This is a genomic window from Streptomyces scabichelini, from assembly GCF_011045015.1.
Lineage (GTDB): Bacteria > Actinomycetota > Actinomycetes > Streptomycetales > Streptomycetaceae > Streptomyces > Streptomyces scabichelini.
Map to the genome: position 1 here is coordinate 23571 of NZ_JAAKZY010000078.1, position 19731 is coordinate 43301.

At 71.0% G+C, this 19731-nt stretch carries 18 protein-coding genes; 12 read left to right on the top strand and 6 right to left on the bottom strand.

Going from position 1 to position 19731, the window contains the following annotated elements:
- The first annotated feature begins 308 nt into the window (after positions 1-308).
- From G5C60_RS24020 to G5C60_RS24030, 3 genes are all read left to right on the top strand, one after another.
- The gene (locus G5C60_RS24020; protein ID WP_165262694.1) at positions 309-1133 is read left to right on the top strand and encodes a methyltransferase; all 825 of its coding nucleotides are present in this window, start codon (positions 309-311) and stop codon (positions 1131-1133) included.
- 97 nt (positions 1134-1230) lie between these two features.
- Positions 1231-1467, top strand: a complete 237-nt coding sequence (locus G5C60_RS24025) for an ABC transporter ATP-binding protein (RefSeq protein WP_165262696.1) — start codon at positions 1231-1233, stop codon at positions 1465-1467.
- A gap of 396 nt (positions 1468-1863) precedes the next feature.
- Positions 1864-3393 carry an amidohydrolase gene (locus tag G5C60_RS24030; protein WP_241267021.1) on the top strand — a complete coding sequence of 510 codons (1530 nt, stop codon included), beginning with the start codon at positions 1864-1866 and terminating at the stop codon, positions 3391-3393.
- 76 nt (positions 3394-3469) lie between these two features.
- Here the strand turns inward: G5C60_RS24030 and G5C60_RS24035 are convergent, their stop codons facing one another.
- On the bottom strand, positions 3470-4828 hold the full coding sequence (locus G5C60_RS24035) for an ROK family transcriptional regulator (protein WP_165262698.1): 1359 nt from the start codon (positions 4826-4828) through the stop codon (positions 3470-3472).
- Positions 4829-5048: 220 nt separating this feature from the next.
- Here G5C60_RS24035 and G5C60_RS24040 point away from each other — a divergent pair, with 220 nt between their 5' ends.
- The 5 genes from G5C60_RS24040 to G5C60_RS24060 are packed head-to-tail and all read left to right on the top strand — an operon-like array spanning position 5049 to position 10341.
- Positions 5049-6398, top strand: coding sequence for an ABC transporter substrate-binding protein (locus G5C60_RS24040; RefSeq protein WP_165262700.1), 1350 nt, complete (start codon positions 5049-5051; stop codon positions 6396-6398).
- The gene (locus G5C60_RS24045) at positions 6395-7378 is read left to right on the top strand and encodes a carbohydrate ABC transporter permease (RefSeq protein WP_165262702.1); all 984 of its coding nucleotides are present in this window, start codon (positions 6395-6397) and stop codon (positions 7376-7378) included. Before G5C60_RS24040 ends, G5C60_RS24045 begins: the two co-directional genes overlap by 4 nt.
- Positions 7375-8235: a carbohydrate ABC transporter permease gene (locus G5C60_RS24050; protein WP_338145905.1), complete on the top strand. Its 861-nt coding sequence runs from the start codon at positions 7375-7377 to the stop codon at positions 8233-8235. The genes G5C60_RS24045 and G5C60_RS24050 overlap by 4 nt, the downstream gene beginning before the upstream one ends.
- A 40-nt stretch (positions 8236-8275) precedes the next feature.
- A complete protein-coding gene (locus tag G5C60_RS24055; protein WP_165262704.1) occupies positions 8276-9319 on the top strand; it encodes a Gfo/Idh/MocA family protein in 1044 nt (347 codons plus the stop codon).
- Positions 9316-10341, top strand: coding sequence for a Gfo/Idh/MocA family protein (locus tag G5C60_RS24060; protein ID WP_165262706.1), 1026 nt, complete (start codon positions 9316-9318; stop codon positions 10339-10341). The genes G5C60_RS24055 and G5C60_RS24060 overlap by 4 nt, the downstream gene beginning before the upstream one ends.
- Before the next feature lie 40 nt (positions 10342-10381).
- On the opposite strand, the gene G5C60_RS24065 is transcribed toward G5C60_RS24060, so the two are convergent.
- From G5C60_RS24065 to G5C60_RS24075, 3 genes are read right to left on the bottom strand one after another with little or no spacing between them, the layout of a single operon-like run.
- Entirely contained in the window at positions 10382-11911 is a 1530-nt protein-coding gene (locus tag G5C60_RS24065) for an AMP-binding protein (protein WP_165262708.1), read from the bottom strand.
- A gap of 5 nt (positions 11912-11916) precedes the next feature.
- Entirely contained in the window at positions 11917-14259 is a 2343-nt protein-coding gene (locus tag G5C60_RS53720) for a CoA transferase (RefSeq protein WP_165262710.1), read from the bottom strand.
- A 16-nt stretch (positions 14260-14275) separates the two neighbouring features.
- A complete protein-coding gene (locus G5C60_RS24075; protein ID WP_165262712.1) occupies positions 14276-15142 on the bottom strand; it encodes an alpha/beta fold hydrolase in 867 nt (288 codons plus the stop codon).
- Positions 15143-15280: 138 nt separating this feature from the next.
- Here G5C60_RS24075 and G5C60_RS24080 point away from each other — a divergent pair, with 138 nt between their 5' ends.
- Both G5C60_RS24080 and G5C60_RS24085 read left to right on the top strand, forming a co-directional pair.
- On the top strand, positions 15281-15760 hold the full coding sequence (locus tag G5C60_RS24080) for an FAS1-like dehydratase domain-containing protein (RefSeq protein WP_165262714.1): 480 nt from the start codon (positions 15281-15283) through the stop codon (positions 15758-15760).
- Entirely contained in the window at positions 15757-16182 is a 426-nt protein-coding gene (locus tag G5C60_RS24085; protein ID WP_165262716.1) for a hotdog family protein, read from the top strand. The genes G5C60_RS24080 and G5C60_RS24085 overlap by 4 nt, the downstream gene beginning before the upstream one ends.
- 204 nt (positions 16183-16386) lie before the next feature.
- On the opposite strand, the gene G5C60_RS24090 is transcribed toward G5C60_RS24085, so the two are convergent.
- A complete protein-coding gene (locus G5C60_RS24090; RefSeq protein ID WP_165262718.1) occupies positions 16387-17022 on the bottom strand; it encodes a TetR/AcrR family transcriptional regulator in 636 nt (211 codons plus the stop codon).
- A gap of 151 nt (positions 17023-17173) precedes the next feature.
- On the opposite strand from G5C60_RS24090, the gene G5C60_RS24095 reads away from it, so the two are divergent.
- The gene (locus G5C60_RS24095; protein ID WP_165262720.1) at positions 17174-18046 is read left to right on the top strand and encodes an SDR family NAD(P)-dependent oxidoreductase; all 873 of its coding nucleotides are present in this window, start codon (positions 17174-17176) and stop codon (positions 18044-18046) included.
- Between the two features lie 543 nt (positions 18047-18589).
- On the opposite strand, the gene G5C60_RS24100 is transcribed toward G5C60_RS24095, so the two are convergent.
- Complete coding sequence (locus G5C60_RS24100; RefSeq protein WP_165262722.1) at positions 18590-19126, bottom strand: P-loop NTPase family protein; 537 nt, start codon at positions 19124-19126, stop codon at positions 18590-18592.
- A gap of 421 nt (positions 19127-19547) precedes the next feature.
- Between G5C60_RS24100 and G5C60_RS24105 the strand changes: the two genes are divergently transcribed.
- On the top strand, positions 19548-19731 hold a 184-nt coding region (locus tag G5C60_RS24105; RefSeq protein ID WP_206439929.1), incomplete at its 3' end, for a dihydrodipicolinate synthase family protein.

Consider the following 19731-nt stretch of genomic DNA (forward strand, 5'->3'; position numbering starts at 1 on the left):
CCGGATCGGCTCGCCCGTCGAGATCGGTCTGCCCGTACGCATCGGCCCGCTCGCCGTGGCCCAGGGAGGGGCTCCCGGTCGTCGCCGTCACAGGACGCACCAGTCCTCACGTGCTGGGCGCGCATACCGTGTCCGCCGCATTGCCGCAACCTCCGTTCGGTTGACACCGGCGTCACCCTAACTGTCCCTCCACCGAAGCCGGTTGACCGCGTCCGGCTGCCCCTCGCGCGCCGAAGCTGGGATCAGGACCCGCGAGACGAGACGGTACGACCGCCGCGTCCGCACCCGACGAGAGGAAGCCAACCCGCGTGCCTGCCAAGAACGTCACCGTCAACCGCGCAGCCCTCGGACACCGCATCGCCTACGCGCTGCGCAACCCCGGGCGGGTGCCGCGCTACTTGGCCCGAGCAGCCCGGGACACATGGCTGCGCCACCGCTGGCCGGACCACGTCTCCTACTACCGCGCGGTGATGCGGTCCGACACCCGTGCCGACCCGGACGCGGCGGTCGGCAGCCGCAGCCATGAGCGATGGCTGGCCCTGGGAGCGATGCAGTTCGACTACCTCATCGGGCATGGTCTGAGCCCCGAGCACCGCATGCTGGAGATCGGGTGCGGCAATCTGCGGGCGGGCTGGCGGTTCATCCGGCATCTGGAGCCGGGGCACTACTACGGCATCGACATCTCACCCGACATCCTCGCCGCCGCGCAGGACACCATGGTGCGCATGGGGCTGCAGAACCGGCTCCCCACGCTGACCCCGGTCCGCGACCTGACCCTGCGCTTCCTGCCCGATGCCCATTTCGACGTGGTGCACGCACACAGCGTCTTCTCGCACTCCCCGCTTCCGGTCATCGAGGAATGCCTGGCCAACGTCGGCCGCGTCCTCGCACCGGGCGGCTGGTTCGACTTCACCTTCGACCGCACCGAGGGCAAGGAACACCAGGTGCTGCGGGAGGACTTCTACTACCGCACCGAGACGCTCATCGCCCTGGCCGAGAAACACGGCCTGGCGGCCCGCTTCATGGCCGACTGGGAGGAACTGCCGCACGGCCAGTCCAAAATCCGCGTCACCCACGGCCCGGACAGCGACAGCAACAGCGACAGCGCGGCGCGTCAGCAACCTGCTCGCTGAGGGATCCTGTCCCTCGCGGCCCGCGCGATCCGGGCACACCACTCGGCGTCCGGGCCTGACCCGAGGTCGCGCTGGACCGCCTTCGGCCCTCGCCGTCATGTGCCTGGGCCGGATCGTGGAGCGCGGCGACGCCCGCGCCGTCTTCGACACCCTCGCCCACCCGTACACGAAGGCCCTGCTGGCGGCGGCCCCGGTCCCCGACCCGCGTATACGGGACCGGCGCGCGGCCGTCCTGGACGGCGCCCGCCGAGCTCCGGTGAGCCCCCGCCTGGCTGCGCGCGTTCGCCCCGCGCTGCCCGCGGAGCGAGCGGATCTGCACGGAACGCGCCCCTGATCTGTTGTCGGTCGTGCCTCCCGCACACTCCGCGCACGAGACGGCCTGTCACGTGGTGGCACGCGGCCTCTCGGCGAACGTCCCGAGCGGTGCCCGTGCTTGAGCAACCGGCCTTCACGAGGGATGATCCCGTGGCGACTTCGAGAGCCAGAGCCGGCTCCCGAGCCATGGCCCCTGGAGTCGATTGCTCCCTAGGCTCGTCGCATCGCCACGGCATTGCGACGGCATCGCGACGGCACCGACCGGCCGCCCGGCATGTCGTGGCCAAGGCGAAGCTCAGTCAGGACGAGCCCGAACTGGTCGTACACGGAGGGGAGCCGCCGCCCTGGAGTCCGACCGGCAGCCCTATGCCGACAAAGGCCTCGCCGAGGCCATGCGCCGGAGTTGGAGGACCTGATGACGACCGTGCAGTACATGACCGGCCCGCGCCCCGGCACCTCGCGGCCGGCGCTCGTTCTGTCCGGGGTACGACTCGGCGCCGGTGGCCCGGTGAGCACTCTGCGTATCGAGGGCGGCCGGATCACCGCCATCGCGCCCGCCGCCGACGACGGGAATCTGAAGGCGGCTGCCGGCGAGCGCATTCTGGATCTCGGGGGCCGTACCGCGCTGCCCGGACTGTGGGACGCCCACATCCACGCCACCCAGTGGGCCGGCACCCGGCGGCGCATGGATCTGTCCGCCTTCGCTTCGGCCCGGGCGGTGACCGATGCCGTACGGACCAGGGCCGCCGAGCTGCCGCCCGCCGAACTCCTCGTCGGATACGGCTTCCGGGACGGTCTGTGGCCCGACGTACCGCACAAACGGCTGCTCGACGCGGTGCAGCCCGACCGCCCGGTCGCCCTGATCAGCGGGGATCTGCACACCGCCTGGATGAACTCGCCCTGCCTGGCCCTGGTGGGCCACGGCGACCACCCGACCGGTGTGCTGCGCGAACACGACTGCCTGGCGGCGGTCTCCACCCTGCCCGGCGTGCCCGCCGAGGTCTCCGACCGCTGGGTCGCGGAGGCCTGCCGCGCCGCCGCCGCGCGCGGCGTCACGGGCTTCACCGACTTCGAGTACGCGGACAACGTCACGGACTGGACCCGCCGCAGCGCCGAGGCACCGCCTCAGGTGCGCGTGTCGGCGGCCGTCTACCCCGAGTACCTGGCGCAGGCGATCGGGCGGGAACTGCGCACCGGCGACACACTGGCCGAGACGGAGGGCCGGGTTCGGGTCGGGCCGCTGAAGCTGTTCACCGACGGCTCGCTCAACACCCGTACCGCCCTCTGCCATGAGCCGTATCCCGGACTGGAGGGCACGCCCGCCGCGTACGGTGTCGAGCAGACGCCGTACGAGGAGTTGGTACGGCTCATGCGCCTCGCCTCCTCCCACGGCATCGAGCCCGCCGTGCACGCCATAGGCGACCGTGCCAACACGATGGCCCTCGACGCCTTCGCGACCGTGCGCTGCCGCGGCCGTATCGAGCACGCGCAGCTGCTGACCGCCGCCGACATACCCCGCTTCGCCGAGCTGGGAATCACGGCGGGCGTGCAGCCCGCGCACGCCACGGACGACCGGGACGTCGCCGACCGCTACTGGGCCGGACGCACCGAACGCGCCTTCCCCTACGCCGACTTGCTCGCGGCCGGAGCCCGCCTGGAACTCGGCTCCGACGCGCCGGTCGCCCCGCTGGACCCCTGGATGAGCATCGCCTCGGCGGTCAGCCGCACCAGTGACGACCGGCCCTCCTGGCACCCGGAACAGGAGCTGCCCGTCCGCGAGGCCCTCACCGCGGCCGCCCGCGGACGCCACCTGATCCGGGTCGGCGACGACGCGGACCTGGCCATCGTGGACACCGACCCACTGGAAGCCGACGCCCACACCCTGCGCGACATGCCGGTACACGCCACGATGCTGGCGGGCACGTGGACACATGGGCCGTACTGATGCATGAGCCGTACCGACGGTCCCCAGCCTCCGGCCGGTGGTGTGCCCCCAAGGGGAGGCAGTTCGACGGCAGGACCTAGCCCTCTGCCCCCGTCTCCGTCCCTGTCCCTGTCCCTGTCCCCGAGCCCGGCGGCCGGCCGAGCGCGCCCTGGGCCGGAAGGCTGGTGGGCCGGGTGCGGAGCACCTCTTCGACGGAGGAGAGGGCGAAGCGGACCGCGCCGGTGATCACGGCCTCGTCGCCCAGGGCGGACAGCCGCCACTGCGGAAGGTCGACGAGGAGACTGGCGGCTTCCTCCTCGGCGGCGCTCAGGAGGAGTTCCGCAGCCGGAAGCAGCGCGGGGACGGGGAAGAGGCTGGTGCCGAGGACGACCAGCGCCGGGTCCAGCGCGAGCAGGACGGGGGCGATTCCGGCGGCCAGCCTCCGCCCGTACGACGTGATGGCCGCGACCGCTTCCGGATCTCCCGAGGCGGCGCCACGGACGATGTCGGCGCCTGTGCGCCGCACGGGGTCCGCCTGGTCCGGGGCGGCGCTGTCCGGTATCAGCGGTTCGAGGCCGGGCTGCGACGAGGTGCTGCCGGGGAAGCGGATGAAGCCGATCTCACCGGCCGCGCCGCGGTGTCCGCGCAGCAGGCGTCCCCCGGTGATGACGCCGGCACCGAGGCGTTCGCCGAGCAGGACGAAGACCATCTCGTCGGCCGCGCCGCCGACCCCGCGCCACTGCTCGCCGAGCGCGGCGAGGTTGGCGTCGTTCTCCACGGCGACCGGGCAGCCGAGGGTTTCGCGGAGGGTGGTGACGATGTCCGCCTCGGCCCAGCCCTTGAGGTTGTCGGCCTGCCGGATACGGGTGTTGCTCCGGTCCACCAGGCCGGGAGTGCCCACTGTCGCGGCCCACACCCGCCGGACGTCGGCTCCGGAGCGGTCGATCGCGCGCTGCACCACGGCGGTCACGGCGCGGGCGCGGGCCGCGCCTCCCAAGTCGGCGCGCACCGCCTTGCGTTCGACGGCCACCGGTCGGCCGTCGAGGTCGGCCAGGCAGGCGCTCACGGAGCGGGCTCGTACATCCACGCCGATGACGAAGCCCGCGTGCGGGCGGAAGCGGAACCGGCGGGCCGGGCGGCCGGGCGACCGCTGGCCACGGGCGGACACGGCCGGGGCGACCTCGATGAGCCCGCAGTCGGTGAGTTCCTCGACGATCGCCTCAACTGTGGGGCGAGAGAGCTTGGTTGCCTCGGCCAGTGCGGAGAGCCGGGGATGCGGGTCGGTCGAGCGGACGGCGGCGAGGATGGCCGCGGCGTTCGTGGCACGCAGGTCCGCGACGCCCACCACCGCGGGCAGTTCGCGCCCGGGAGAGTTGGGCGTCGGCAGCCCGCCGAGTGGCCACAGCGCCGGTGCGGCGGGGGCCGTCGACGGGGAGCGGTCCCTGGACGTGGCCAATGATCAACCTCCTGTGCAACAGCGGTACAGCCGGGGACCGGTGCGGATCGCCCCGACGATAACAATCCAGCCCTGAGTCCTTGACGCCCGCCGGACTCGCTCTGATTATAAAACGCAACTGCGTTATCGAACTAATCGAACTCCCGGCGACTCAACGGCGTCTTCTCACCCTCCTCCGCCGCCCCCGCCGCGCCGCGTCCCGTCACGCCCAGGAGACTCCATGAGCCCCAGCCTGTCGTCCCCGTCGTTCCTGTCCAGACGTACGTTCCTCGCGGCCACCGGCGCGGTCGGCGCCGCGGCGCTCACCGCGTGCAGCGATCTGACCCCGGGCGCCTCGTCGTCCGACAAGAGCAGCGCCGGCCCCGCTTCCACGGCGATACCGGCCGACAAGAAGATCACTCTGGTGGTCGCCGACGCCGACGACACCACCATGACTCCGGGCCTCGTCGCGGCTTTTCGCAAGAAGCACCCCAACATCACCGTCAAGCGCCAGTACACCGGCTGGGACGACTACCTCAAGAGCATCAACACCACCATGTCGGCCGACAGCGCCCCCGACATCGCCCAGTTCACCTCCGGCATGCAGAACCTCGTCCCCGGACGGCTGCTGCTCAAGGTCGGCGAGTACGGCAAGGCGTACGGCTGGGCGGAGAAGTTCCCCGGCCTGGACCAGATCACCCTCACCCCGGACGGCAAGACCGTCGGCACCGGTGACCTGTACGGAGTCGGGGCGGGCCTGTCGTTCGAAGGCGTCTACTACAACAAGGCCAAGGCGCAGAAGCTGGGCCTGACCGTGCCTCCGGCCACCTTGGAGGACCTGGAGGCCCTGTTCGCCAAGGCCAAGGCGGCCGGAGAGACCGCACTGGTCGCAGGCAACCTCGACGGCGGTCTCAACCACCCCTTCAACGTGCTGCTCTCGGCCTTTCTGGCACCGAAGGACCGCGAGGCGTGGGCGTACGGCCACAAGAGCGCCACCATCGTGCTGCCGGAGGCCGAGAAGGCGGCCGAGACGCTCAAGCGGTGGGTGGACGAGGGTTATGTCACCCCCAAGGTCAACGGCGTCAGCGACAACGACGCCACCGCCGCGTTCGCCAAGGGCGAGGGCGTCTTCCGGATCAGCGGCAACTGGGCCGCGGCCGCGGTGGCCGAAGGTCTGGGCGAGGGGGCCGGCTACTTCAACATGCCGCCCGTCACCTCCGGCGGGAAGGTGCGCACCACCGGCGCCGGGGTGTACTACTGCGTGTCCAGCAAGACCAAGAACGCTGCCGCGGCCGCCGCGTTCCTCGACTTCGCCGCCGACGCGCAGGCCGCCGCCATCATCGCCAAGGGGGGCTTCATGGCTCCCGACGCGGGCGCCATGCCGAGCCAGAGCGGGCTGCTGGGCGATGTCCAGCAGGGCTGGCAGACGATCGTCAAGGACGCCGGACTGCAACCGTTCATCCAGAACTCCTCCTCCCCGACGATGGGCGACACCCTCACCACCCAGCTGCAGTTGCTCGCCGGGGGCAAGGTCACCGCCGAGAAGTTCCTGGCCGGTCTCCAGACGGACTTCGAGAACTACCACAAATGACCACTGCCGACCGACTGACCGGCCCCTCTCCCGCGCCCGGCATCCTGCCTCCGGCCAAGCGCGGGGCCGGCAGCACCGTGCGCAAGCACCCCCGCCCGGCACGGTCCGGCCGCCGCCGTCGGCGCCGGGCCGTGGCGTTGCTGTACCTGCTGCCGGCTCTGCTGCCCTACACGCTCTTCGCCGTACTGCCGCTGCTGCACACCGCGTATCTCTCGCTGTTCGATTGGGACGGAGTGACCCTCCCCTCCTTCGTCGGCCTCGACAACTACGGCCGTATCGCCACCGACCCGCAACTGCGCGCCGCCGCCTGGCATGCCGGCGCACTGATCCTGTTCTTCTCCGTCCTGCCGATCTGCATGGGCCTGGTCTCGGCGGCGATCGTGTCCCGGCGTGCCGGGCGCCGCGGCACCGCCCTGGTCCGCACGGTGCTGTTCCTGCCCCAGGTCATCCCGCTGGTCGCGGTCGGCATCCTCTGGCGCTGGGTGTACGCCGAGGACGGCACCCTCAACCAGGCCCTGAGGGCCATCGGTCTGGGCGGCCTCACCGACGCCTGGCTGGGCAGCTTCACCTGGGCCCTGCCGGCCGTCGGACTGATCGGCAGCTGGGTCGTCTCGGGCCTGTGCATGGTGCTGTTCCTGTCCGGGACGCAGCGCATCGACCCGGAGATCTACGAGGCGGCACGGATGGACGGGGCAGGTCCGGTACGCGAGTTCATGGCGATCACCGTCCCGCTGCTGCGACCGGAGTTCGCGGTGGCCCTGTCCATCACCGTGATCGCCGCCCTGTCCAGCTTCGACCTCATCTACATCACCACTGGAGGAGGCCCGGGCAACAGCACCGTCGTCCCCGGCATCCTCATCTACCGCCTGGCCTTCGGGGGCGGCGCCGTCGGCGTGGCCAGCGCGCTGGCGATCGTGCTGACGGTGGTCATCTCCCTCGCCGTCCTGGTGATCAACCGGCTGTCCAGGGAGGCACCGTGACCTCACCGACCTCGACGATCTCACCGGCCTCGGCGACCAGAGCGGTCACCGGGCGGCTCGCGGCACCCGTCGTGCTCGCGCTGTTCATGGCCGCCGTGCTGGTGCCGTTCGCCTCCCTGCTGCTGGCGTCACTCCAGCCGGCGGGCGCTCCGCTGACCGGCTTCGCCCTGCCGGACGGGCTGCACTTCGAGAACTTCTCCCGCGCCTGGTCCGCGGCAGGGTTCGGCACGCTGCTGCGGTCGAGTGTGGTGATCGCGCTGTGCGTGGTGCCGGCCGCGGTGGTGTGCGCGACCCTGGCCGGGTACGCACTGGCGACCCTCGAAGTCCCGGGCCGGGGACGGCTCTACGCGTACCTGCTGCTCGGCCTGTCCATCCCCACCGAGGGCACCATCATCCCGCTCTACTACGACCTGCGCGCCATAGGCCTGACGAACACGGTCCCCGGGCTGGCCCTCGCGGAGATCGGCGCGTTCATGCCCTTCGGGGTCTTCTGGATGCGCGCCCACTTCGCGACCATGCCGCGCAGCCTCATGGAAGCCGCGCGGCTGGACGGCGCCTCGTCGTGGGCGACGCTCTGGCGGATCCTGCTGCCCAACTCCCGCCCGGCGGTCACCACGTTGGGCGTTCTCTACTTCGTCTGGAGCTGGAACCAGTTCCTGCTCCCGCTCATCCTGATCCAGGACCCGGCCCGCCGTACGGCCCCGGCCGGACTGGGGTTCTTCACCGGGCAGTTCGGCGTCGACGTACCGCTGCTCGCCGCGGCCACCCTGATCGTGATCGCCCCGGTGGTGCTCGTCTACCTGTTCTTCCAGCGGCACTTCATCAGTGGCGTACTCAGCGGCGCCCTCAAGGGCTGACCACAACAAGGCCTGAACCCACAGGAGGTCGGAGAATTCCATGGCAGAACTCGAAGTCGCGCTGATCGGCGCGGGCGGCATCGCCCGCACGCATCTGCCCGCGTGGGTCGCCCTCGGCGCGCGCGTACGCCTCTACGCACCCGACGGCCGAGCCCCCGCCCTGGCCCGGGAGTTCGGCGCGACATCCGTGGGCTCCCTGCCCGAGGCGATCGCCGGGGCCGCCGTGGTGGATGTGTGCACCCCGACCGACACCCACCGGGAGATCACTCTGGCCGCCGTCGCGGCCGGGGCCCATGTCCTGTGCGAGAAGCCGCTGGCGCTCAGCGCGGCCGAGGCCGGGGAAATGGCCGACGCGGCGGAAGCGGCCGGGGTGCGGCTGTACCCGGGACATGTGGTGCGCTTCTTCCCTGCCTACGCCCGCCTTCGCGACCTGGTCGCCGGGGGCGGCCTGGGCCGGGTGGCGGTCGCCCGGTTCACCCGCACCGGCCGCTATCCCACCTGGAGCGGCTGGTTCGCCGACCCGGCACGCTCCGGCGGGATCCTGACGGACCAGATGATCCACGACATGGACATCGCCCGCTGGCTCTTCGGCGACGTCGTACGGGTCCACGCCCGGCACCAGGGGCATCTCACCGCCCCGGCCCCGGAGGGGGCGGTCGCCACCGGTACCGCCGTACTCACCCACGCGGGAGGCACCATCACACAGGTCGTAGGGGTATGGGGGCCACCGGCGACACCGTTCCGCACCACTTTCCATGTGTCGGGCACCGGCGGCACCGTCCAGCACGACTCCCAGGCCCACCTCGAACTGCGGATCACCGGTCGCGCGACCGGCGGCCCGGCGGACGGCATCCCCGTCGGAGACTTCGGGGAGTCGCCCTACCTCGCCCAGATCCGCGAGTTCGCCGAGGCGTTCGCGGGCGGTCCTGAACCACGGGTGAGCGGCCGGGACGGTGTGGCGGCCGTCCGCCTCGCCGAGGCCGCGGCTCAGTCCGCCCGTACCGGACGGACCGTCGAACTCACCCCGCTCGCTCCACTCACCCCGCAGGCAACTACCGTATCCACAAGGGGAATTGACCAGTGAGAGTCGCCGTACTGTCCTTCGCCCATGTGCACGCCGCGACCTACATCAGGCTGCTGCGCGACCGCGACGGCATCGAACTGATCACCTCGGACCCCGACGCCCCGCCGGACGACCCCACCCGCGGGCGGGAGTTCGCCGAAAGCCTGGGTGCCGCCTACGTCGACACCTGGGAGGAGATATTCGCCCTCCGCCCCGACGCCGTGGTCGTCACCAGCGAGAACGCCCGGCACCGGCATCTGGTCGAGCGGGCCGCCGCAAGCGGGGCGCACGTGCTGTGCGAGAAGCCCCTGGCGACAACGGAGGCGGACGCACGGGCCATGATCGACGCCTGTGAACGCGCCGGGGTCGGGCTGATGACCGCCTATCCCGTACGGTTCAGCCCCGCGTTCACCGCCCTGCGCCGCGCGCTGGCCGACGGCTCGCTCGGTGGGCTGATCAGCGTCCACGGAGCCAACAACGGCTCGAACCCGGCCCGTTCGCGCCCCTGGTTCGCCGACCCGGAACTGGCGGGCGGCGGAGCGCTGGCCGACCACACCGTCCACATCGCCGACCTCGTGGACGCGCTGCTGGACGGCGAGCAGGCGGCGGAGGTGTACGCCCAGGCCAACAGCATCCTGGACGACGGCGGTCCCGCCCCGGACGTCGAGACCGCGGGCCTGGTCACCATCCGCTACCCCGGCGGGGTGGTCGCCGGCGTGGACGCCAGCTGGAGCCATCCGCCGGACCACCCGACCTGGGGCGGTCTCGCCATGACCTGCGTCGGCGAAAAGGCGATCGTGGAGTTCGACGCCTTCCCTCCGCTGCTCGGCGGATTCGACTCGGCCAGCGGTCGCGACCGCTGGGAGGCGGGCGGGGTGGATCTGGACGCCGCCATGCTGGAGGAGTTCCTCGACGCCGTACGCACCGGGCGGCGGCCGTCTCCCGACGGCGAGTCGGGCCTGCGCACCCTCCGGATCGTGCTGGCCGCCTACGAGTCGCTGCGCACCGGACAGCCGGTCGCACTGACGGATGCCCTGGCGTGACCGGCGGCTGAACGCCCGGCAGGTGGCCGCGGTACCAGGGTCAGGCTCGGGCGGGGCGTCCCGTGGTGCGGGCCCGGTCCCAGGTGCCGGCGGTGACACCGCGTTCCCGCAGGGCCGCCTTGCGGACCTTGCCGGTCTCAGTGAGCGGCAGAGACGGGACCGTCTCGATGTACCGGGGCACGGCGAACGCGGGCAGCTCCCGCGCGCAGTGCCGGGTCAGGTCCTCCGGGTCCAGCACGCTGCCGGGCCGTACGACGATCGCGACCATGACCTCGTCCTCGGCCAGCTCCGAGGCCACGGGGAAGGCCGCGGCTTCGGCGACGGCCGGATGGGAGCGGACGGCCGACTCCACCTCGTACGAGGAGATGTTCTCGCCGCGCCGCCGGATGACGTCCTTGATGCGGTCGACGAAGCGGAACCAGCCGTCCGGCTCACGGATCACGCGGTCGCCGGTCCTGCGCCAGGAGTGGGGCGGTGGTGCCGACTCGCCCAAGTAGCCGGTGCAGAAGGCGAACGGCCGGTGACTGCGGACGACCAGTTCGCCGGGCGTGCCGTCCGGGACGGGAACGAGGGCCTCGTCGACCACGCGTGCGGAGAAGCCGTCGCGCACGGTGCCGATGAGGCCGGGCCGCTGCCGTGCCGGGGTGGAACCGATGACGAGGTTCGTCTCCGTGGAGCCGAAGCCGTCGACGAGCGTGACGCCGAAGCGCTCGCGGAAGGGCGCCCAGGCGGGGCCCGGAGTGGCGGGGGAGAGGCCCCGCCAGGCCCGGTGTCCGCGGTCCTGCTCACCGGGCGGCTGGGCCAGCAGCATGGGCACCATCGCCCCGAGCAGATGGATGACCGTGGCGTCGGTCTCCGCCACCCTCGCCCAGTACTTCGAGGCGGAGAAACGCTCGTCGAGCGCGTAGGCGGCACCGGCCACCATGGCCTGCGCCAGCGCGTTGAGGGCGTTGGTGTGGAAGAGCGGAAGGCAGGTGTAGAGCACGTCGTCCGAGGTGAGCCGCAGGGAGTCCGCGACGTTGCGGCCCCACCAGGCGAACTGCGCCTGTGGGCAGCGCACGCCTCGTGGTGTCCCCGTGGTGCCCGAGGTGAAGAGGATCGAGGCGGTGTCGTACGGCCGTACCGCGGCCGGTGGCAGAGACTCGGCCTCTCCCGGCCGTGGGGCGTCGCCCTCGCCCACGATCCAGAGCGTGCCCCGGTAACCTGACTCGACCACCCGGTCCGCCGACTCCGTCTCCGTGAGCAGGAAGGACGGCGCCGCCTCCCGCAGGACGTGGCGCAGGCTCCGGCCGCGCAGGCCGGTGTTGAGCGGCACCAGCACCGCGCCGAGCCAGGCGCAGCCGAGGATCAGGTCGACGAACTCGATCCGGTTCGACAGCAGGGCCGCGACCCGGTCGCCTGGTCGGCAGCCGCGTGCGGCGAGCGCTCCCGCCGTCGTCGCCGCGGCCTGACGGGTCTGCCGGTACGTGCGCTCCGTCCGGCCCACGCGCAGGAAGACCCGGTCGCCGTACTCCTCCGCCGAGGCGTCCAGCAACTGCGGGATCGTCATGGCGTTCTGCGGGATGGCCATGGCGTTCACTGGAGCACTCCGGCCTCCCGCAGTCGACCGAGCCGCTCGGCCGGGATGCCGGCCCACTCGCTCAGCACCTCGTCGGTGTCGGCACCGAGCAGGGGCGCGGGCCTGCGTATGCCGCCCGGTGTGCCGGTGAGGCGGACGGGCACGCCCTCGTGGAGGAAGGCGCCCGCGGCCGGGTGCTCACGACGGACGTAGAAGCCACGTGCCCTCAACTGCGGGTCGTGCTCGACGAGTTCGCGGCCGTCCTGCACGGCACCGGCCGGAATCCCACGCTCCTGCAGCAGCTCGGCGGCGGCGTCGGCGGGCAGACTGCGCGCCCAGTCGCCGAGTACGCCGTCGACCAGCGTGCTCTCCCGCCTGCGGCCGTCGGCGGTCAACAGCCGTGCGTCCTCGGCCAGTTCGGGTTGCCCGATGGCGTGACACAGGGCCGTCCACTCCTCGTCCGAGCGGACGCTGACGGCGAGCCAGCGGTCGGCGCCCAGGCAGCGGTACACACCCTGAGGGCTCCACCGAGGGTGGGCGTTGCCCATGGGCGACCGAGCCGATGTGAGGAGGCTCGTCCCCATGTGGGCGGCGATCGCCTCGAGTTGGGACAGGTCGACGTGCTGTCCGCGGCCCGTCTCCGCACGGTGTTCCAGCGCGGCGACCGTGGCCAGCGCGGCCTGGAGTCCCGCGACGATGTCGCCGTGGCCGTAGATCACGCCCACCACGTCGTCCGGGCCCCAGCCGGTGAGCCCGGTCAGCCCGCCACTGGCCGAGACGGTGTCCGCGTACGACACCCAGCCGGAGCGCGGGCCGGTGTGGCCCATGCCCGACATGCTCACGTAGACCAGACCCGGGTTGATCTCGCGCAGCGCCTCGTAGCCGAGGCCGAGCCCGGTCATGACCGTGGCGCTGAAGTTCTCCACGAGCACATCGCAGGAGGCGATCAGTTCCCGCAGCACCGCGACACCCTCCTCGGTCCGCGTGTCGAGCGCGATGCTGCGCTTGTTCCGGTTGACCTCGTTGAAGTAGCCGTTGGTGTTCGGGTCCGTGTGGTCGCCCCGCGAGAGGTGCATGAAGGGCGCGAAGCGGGTCGGGTCGGGGCGGCGGACGGACTCGACCTTGATGACGTCGGCGCCGTGGTCGGCGAGGACCTTTGTGCAGTACGGGCCCGCGAGCACCCAGGTCAGGTCCAGGACGCGTACGCCGTCCAGGGCGGGCAGGCCGGGGGAGTCGCCGTCGACCGGGCGCGTCGCACGAGGTTCGTCGAGCAGCGCCTGGTCGGCACCGGGCCCGGGCACGGTGAGCGCCGTGACGCGGCGGCCCTCCGGGAACGCGAAGGGGAAGCCGAGGTCGGTCCGGTCTCCCTGCTCCGTTCGGACCTGTGTGAAGAAGCCGCGCGCGGTGAGCTGCGGGTTGTCCGGCAGCTCGTGGGGCAGATCGACGGCGGCCCACGGCAGTTTCCTGGCCTGGGCCCGCTCCGCGAACTCCGCCTTCGGCCAAGCGCCCACGAAATCCTGCACGACCTTGAACACATGCTCCTGATGCTTCTTGCGCTCAACGGGGTCCTGCCATCTGGGCTCCGCGAGATCGGCCTCCGCGCCTTCCTCGCGCAACCAGGCGAGCAGCGCGTCCCACATACGGGGGCTGCCGCCGAGCCCGCCGCCCAGATGGCCGTCCTTGGCCCTGAACAGGCCGTGCGGGACCAGCGGATGCACCCGTCCCGGGCGCGGCGGGACGCGGTCCTCGTGCAGATAGGCGAGGGCTCCCGCCTCCAGCGCGGCGGCCACACACGCCTGCGCTGACACGTCGATGAGCTGCCCCGGGCCGTGGCGCCGGCCCGGGCCGTTGCGCCGGGCGCGCAGGCCGAGCAGGACGGCGATCGCCGCGTTGACGCCCGCGAGTTGCTCCGCCTGGTTCTCCGGCAGCCGCAGGGGCGGGCCGTCCGGATCGCCGACCTGCGCCAGCATGCCGCCGAGCGCGGCCACCACCAGATCCGTGCCCTGCCAGTAGCTGCGCGGGCCGACGAGACCGAACGGGGTGACTCGTACATGTACGAGGTGGTCGAGACCGGCGGCGACCGGCTCGGCGCCCTCGGTGCTCCCGTCGAGCAGCGCGTCCGCGCCCTCAAGGAGCCGGCGCAGCTCAGCGGCACCTTCGGGCGTGCCCGTATCGAGGGTGACCGAGCGTTTCCCGGCGTGCCAGTGGGCGAAGGCGTCGCCGTCCAGCTCGTGCCGGGTCGCATCGCCTCCCGGCGGTTCGACGAGCACCACCTCATGACCGAGGCCCACCAGGAGCCTGCCCGCGAAACGGGCGAAGGGACTGGACAGTTCGACGACGCGCACCACGGATTCACTCACTGTCGCTCCTCGGCAGTCAGTCGTGCTGTTGGTTCAGGAAACCGGTGACGACGGTGTAGTAGTCGTGCGGTCGCTCCTCCTGGAGGTGATGGGACGTACGGCTCATCACATGGAGGTTGCCCCGGGGAACCATCCGGGCAAGCATCAGCGGGTAGTCCGGGGTCAGGAACGCGTCGTACATGCCCCACATGAACAGCGACGGCGCCTCGATCCGGCCCAGTTCCCCGGTGAGGTCCTGCCAGTCGCCGCGCGGGTTGTCCGAGGCGGCGGCGAGCGCCATCTCCTCGGGGTCCAGGCTCTGTTCGTGACGCAGCTTCACCGTGCCCTCGGGGATGGCGTCCGCGTCGTACCACTCCAGGCGGGCCATCAGCTCGCGCATCTTGTCCGGCGAGGGGCCGTCGCCGCCGTAGTACACATCCCGGGCGTTGCGACCGCGACGCGCGCCCTCGGGGAGGGGCGCGAGCGGCCCGTAGAAGACCGGCATGCTGCCGGTGATGACGAGGGACCGGACCCGTTCGGGGTACTTGGCGGCCAGGTTGAGGGCGATGGTCCCGCCCCACGAGTTGCAGACGAAGTCGGCGCGTGCCACGCCCAGCGAGTCGAGCAGCGCCACGGTCTTGGCGGCGTGGTAGTCCCACATGGGGCCCTTGATGACCGGCTTGGCGGACTTCCCGTACTGCAGGATGTCGACGAGGAAGCACCGGCGGTCAGCGGCGAACAGCGGTGCCACCTGCCCGAAGTCCGACCAGCCCGTGCACCCCGGGCCGCCGCCGTGCAGGAAGACGGTAGGGCTTCCCTCGCCCATCTCGATGTAGTGGTACGCGACGCCGTCCGCCTCCGCGTAGGCGCCCTGCGGAGGCGGCTGAATGTCCATGAGGTCCATGTCCCGCATGGTGTCCCCGCGAGTCGGGCCCGCCCAAGCGGAGCGGTCCGCTGAGCGGGCCGGTTCCGTGGTGACGCGGAAGGCGTCGCGGCTAGCGTCCGGTCGTCCGAGTGTGGCTCTCGAATGTGGAGGCGGTGCATGGCGAACGGTCTTGACCTGGCCGAGGAGCGGGCACGGGCGTTGGTCGGGCGGTTCGAGCGGCGGCAGCTGGGTGTCGTACGGGCCGAGGACGCCGCGGAGTTCGCCCGGGCGGCCGGCGAGACCGCGCCGCACCTGACGGATCCGGACAGCTCCCGGTTCACCGTCCACCCCATGTACGTCGTCAGCCTGCTGCGCGGCGCGCCCGGAGCCGGCCCCGACGAGGTCCGGCCGGACGGCATGTACCGCGACGAGGTCCCCGGCACCGACGGGCTCGACGTCCGGCTCATGGCAGGTGGTCAGCAGGTGCGCTGGACGGACGAGGTGCGGGCGGGGGACGCGATCGAACTGCTCAGGGTTCTCACGGCAGTTGAGCGCAAAGGGGCGGGGGACGGGTTCCTGCTGCTCACGGTCGAGAAGACGTACAGCACGACGCGCGGAACGCTCGTCGAGGTCACGGAGAGGTTCATCGCCAGGTGAGGGGATACAGCGACGTCACCGTCGGGCAGCCGGTACCGCCCGTGGAGTTCACCCCCGACGCGGTCGGCCTGCTGCGTTTCGGCGCCGTCACCCGCAACACCCATCGCATCCACTACGACACCGCCTTCGCCCGGTCCGAAGGGCTGGCCGACCCGGTCGTCATGGCGCAGCTGCACGGCTGCCTGTTCCACCGGGCCGCGGCGGCGCTCGCCGGCGAAACCGGGCGGGTACGCGAGGTCGCGTGGCAGAACCGGGCGCCCGCCCACCCGGGAGACCGGCTCGTGGTCACCGGCACGGTACGAGAGATCGATCCCGCTCGCGGTGAGGTCACGCTGGACCTCGTGGAGCGGTGTGCGGCTCCGGACGGCGAAGACCTCGGCATCATCTGCTGCCGGGGCCATGCCGTGGTCGTACTCGCCTGACACCGGCATCTCCAACTGGCGGAAGCCGCAACGACATCACGCGGTTGCTGCCCCTGCCCGACGTCAGGGCTCCTTTGCCACGGCGCCCAACTGGGGTACGGTCTTGGGCTCTGCTCCAGAACTCCATCGCCTCGAGCTGGAGGTCGCCGCCGAGTTCGGACTCCGTGAGTCCCATCAGATGGCCACCGGAATTCCCAGTCTGTGTCAGCGCCCGCTCGGAGATCCTTGCGGCCCGAGGGGGCGGGCGCCTCGAAGGAACTGCGAGACCGCGGTGTTGACGAGTCCATCGAGCCGCTCCGCGCCGATCATTCCGCTGTTGACCATGGTGGTGATGCCTTGCACGGTGGCGTAGAGGATGATTCCGACCTCTTCAGGATCGCCCTGTTCCAGTGCGCCGTGCGCTTGGCCCTCTTCGATCAGGTCGATCATCTGTCCGAACGCGGCCGCAGCGGCCCGGGTGACCAGGGTCGTTCCCGGATGGTGCTTGCTGGAGTTCATCAGCTCATACAGCGAGGCGTTCTCGACCGCGAAGTGGGCGTAGGCCGAAACGGCGTCCCGCACGCGCGTGGGGAAGTCGCGCTCGCCATCGGTCTTGGTGAGCGCGGCGTGCAGAGCGGCGCCCAGGCGAACGAATCCGGCCTCCGCGAGGGCGTCGAGCAGTCCCCGGCGATCCCCGAAGTGCCGACGCGGCGCAGCGTGACTGACGCCGATCTCCCTGGCCAGATCCCGCAGTGAGAGTTGATCGGCCCCGTGCTCTTGCAGGCCGCGCTCAGCTGCGTCGAGGAGCGCGGTGCGGAGATTTCCATGGTGGTAGGTCCGCTGTTCGGCAGGTTCGGGCATGAAAACGAGCATACCGAGCCAATGTTTCCATTGACAACTATGTTTCCAGTGGATACATTGAAAGTGTCCCTGCCGACTGTGGGAGATCTCCGAAAAGCCGCCGTCACCTTTCCCCTCGCAACCGGGCACACCTCCTGAAAGGCCCACAGTTGTGGCGCAGCCGCACAAGAATGAACTCATCATCGTCTCCGGCGCCTCAACGGGCATCGGAGCCGCGACAGCACACGAACTCACCTCGATGGGCTACCACGTCCTTGCCGGTGTACGCACCGACCGTGAGGCCGACGCCATCCGGGCCACAGGCGCCGAACCGGTCACCTTGGACATCACCGTCCCCAAGCACATCGAAGCTCTCGCGGAGCGCATCGCCAACGACCCCGAACAGCGCGCACTGCGTGCTCTGATCAACAACGCCGGCATCGAGATCAACGCACCCATCGAGGTGCTGCCACTCGAGCAATGGCGTGAACAGTTCGAAGTCAATCTGTTCGGGCACATCGCCGTCATTCAGATGCTTCTGCCGTTTCTCCGACAGAGCCGAGGCAGGATCGTCAACATCAGCTCGGTAGGCGGGGTAGCCGCACTCCCGATCTTTGGTGCGTACGCGGGAACGAAGTTCGCACTCGAAGCAGCGAGCGACTCCCTGCGTCGCGAGGTCACAGCGCACGGCGTACAGGTGGTGGTGGTTCAACCAGGCGGCGTCAAGACCGAGATGGCTGCCCACAGCGGAGCCGTCTCCCTCGAACTCGCCGACAAGATGAGCGCCGATCACCAGCGCCTTTACGGCGATCTCGTCAAATCAACAGTCGCCTCGAACACCGCCTTCCTCAGCCGCGCCCTACCCGCGGCGAAAGCCGGAGCCAAAATCGCCAAAGTGGCCACGACAGCCCGACCGCGAGCGCGATACACGCTCGGCATGGACGCTGCATTCATCGTCCCCCTCGCCCGCATCCTTCCCACCCGCTTGATGGACAGAGTGCTCTCGGCGAGTCACCGGTCCCAGCGGAATACGTCCGCGCGCTGACCCCCATTGCGCGAGACAAGGACGACATCTGCCTTGCAGCGCATTCGGATCAACGCCACGCGCCTGAGCGTGCTCGCGCTCGGCCCCGCTGCGGCAGCCACACCCTGGCTCGGCGGAACCCCCGCCCAAGCCCGCGCCGCGACCGGAGAACTGGACGAGCTGGGCATCGCCGAACTCCGCCGGCGGATGTCCGACGGACGGCTCGACGCCGAACGGCTCACCCGCTACTACCTGGACCGGATCGAACGCATCGATCCCCTCCTGCGCGCGGCCGGAGAATCGGCAGGGTGCCGGCCTCGTGGGACGCAGCGAGCCGGAGATGGCCGAACTCGCCGAGCGGGCCCGTCACTTCCTGCGGCTGCTGCGTCCCGTTCCCGCCACGCCGCAGCGGCCCCCGGGAGGCCCTCGCCCGCCCCGTCCGCGAGGCCTGCCTGGCCGAGACGCCGGCCTGCGGGCCCCGCGGCTGGGGGAGGACGCGGGTCGCCGCCGTCATCAGCCTCGACATCGCCGACCACCACATCACACAGGTCTGGGTTGAGGGGTTCAACCGGAGGCGGGCGGCCCACTGGGGACGTCGGCAGCGGCTTCGCGTGCCGGATACATCTGCAGACTGCTCAGCCGGTGCGGTGGTCCGGCTTCGGTCGCTGCCTCGATGCGCAGGTCGGCGACGCGTGCGCGGAGGTACAGCGGTTCGGCCTGCACGTCAGCGAGGCCCTCGCGCAGTCGCTCGGCGACCGTAGTGAACAGGTGGGTCACCCAGTCCGCCGGCACGAGGCTCAGGTAACGGTCATCGAAGTGTCGGCGCAGTTCCTCCTCGTCGGGGGGCGTCCATCCCGGGGTGCCGGCCGCCGCGAAGCGCGACATCACCCACCGCACGTGCGTCAGGGCGTCGCTCGAGGGGTTCTCGGCCTCGATGCGTTCCTTGAGTGCGGTCCAGCTCGGCAGCCCGTGCTCGCGGGCGATGGCCAGCTGGGCTTCGTGAAGTGTCGCGAACTCCCCTGTGGAGAGGCGACGTTTCGCCTCGATCTTCAGGTACCGGAGGCTGGGCCGGTCGGGGAGATGGCGTGGTCGATCGGACAAGGCAGTCCTTCCTCGGCGCCCGCGGGTCCGCGACATCGGGCTGGAAGATCTGCCAGTGATGTTCATGTGCAACCGGTGAGCTTGCAGCTCTGCCCGCGGACCCAGAGGCGACCGGGAAACCGCCAGAGCACGACCGTACACCGTCACCCGGGGGTCACAGCAGCGGATTTCGCACCGCCCACGGCACTGAAATTCTTCGAGGGGGCAGCAGCACAGGACGAAAAACCGCGCTGCCTGTCCGAGCGGGAAACAAGAGCAGGTCTGGGGAACGGCCCGAGCGCGGGTGGGCGATTTCCAGCGGTCTCATCATGGGTCGTACTCAACCCGACAAACTCTGAGCTGAGTGGCCGGCGGGCATGAGGGCAAGTACGCGATTCGGGGGTCAGATCATGAACGCGATCCCCGTCCGGAGGGAGCACCGATGAAGCCATTGGCGGCCGATCAGGTCAGCGGGGTGTGGGGCACGCTCCTGCTCCCGGTCGAAGGCCGCGGCGACATCGTCTGGGACCGGCTGGCGGGCCAGCTCGACGCGCTGCTGACCAGCGGCGTCGACGGCATTTACGCCCACGGCACCGCGGGCGAGTTCCACACCCTCGACGAAGCCG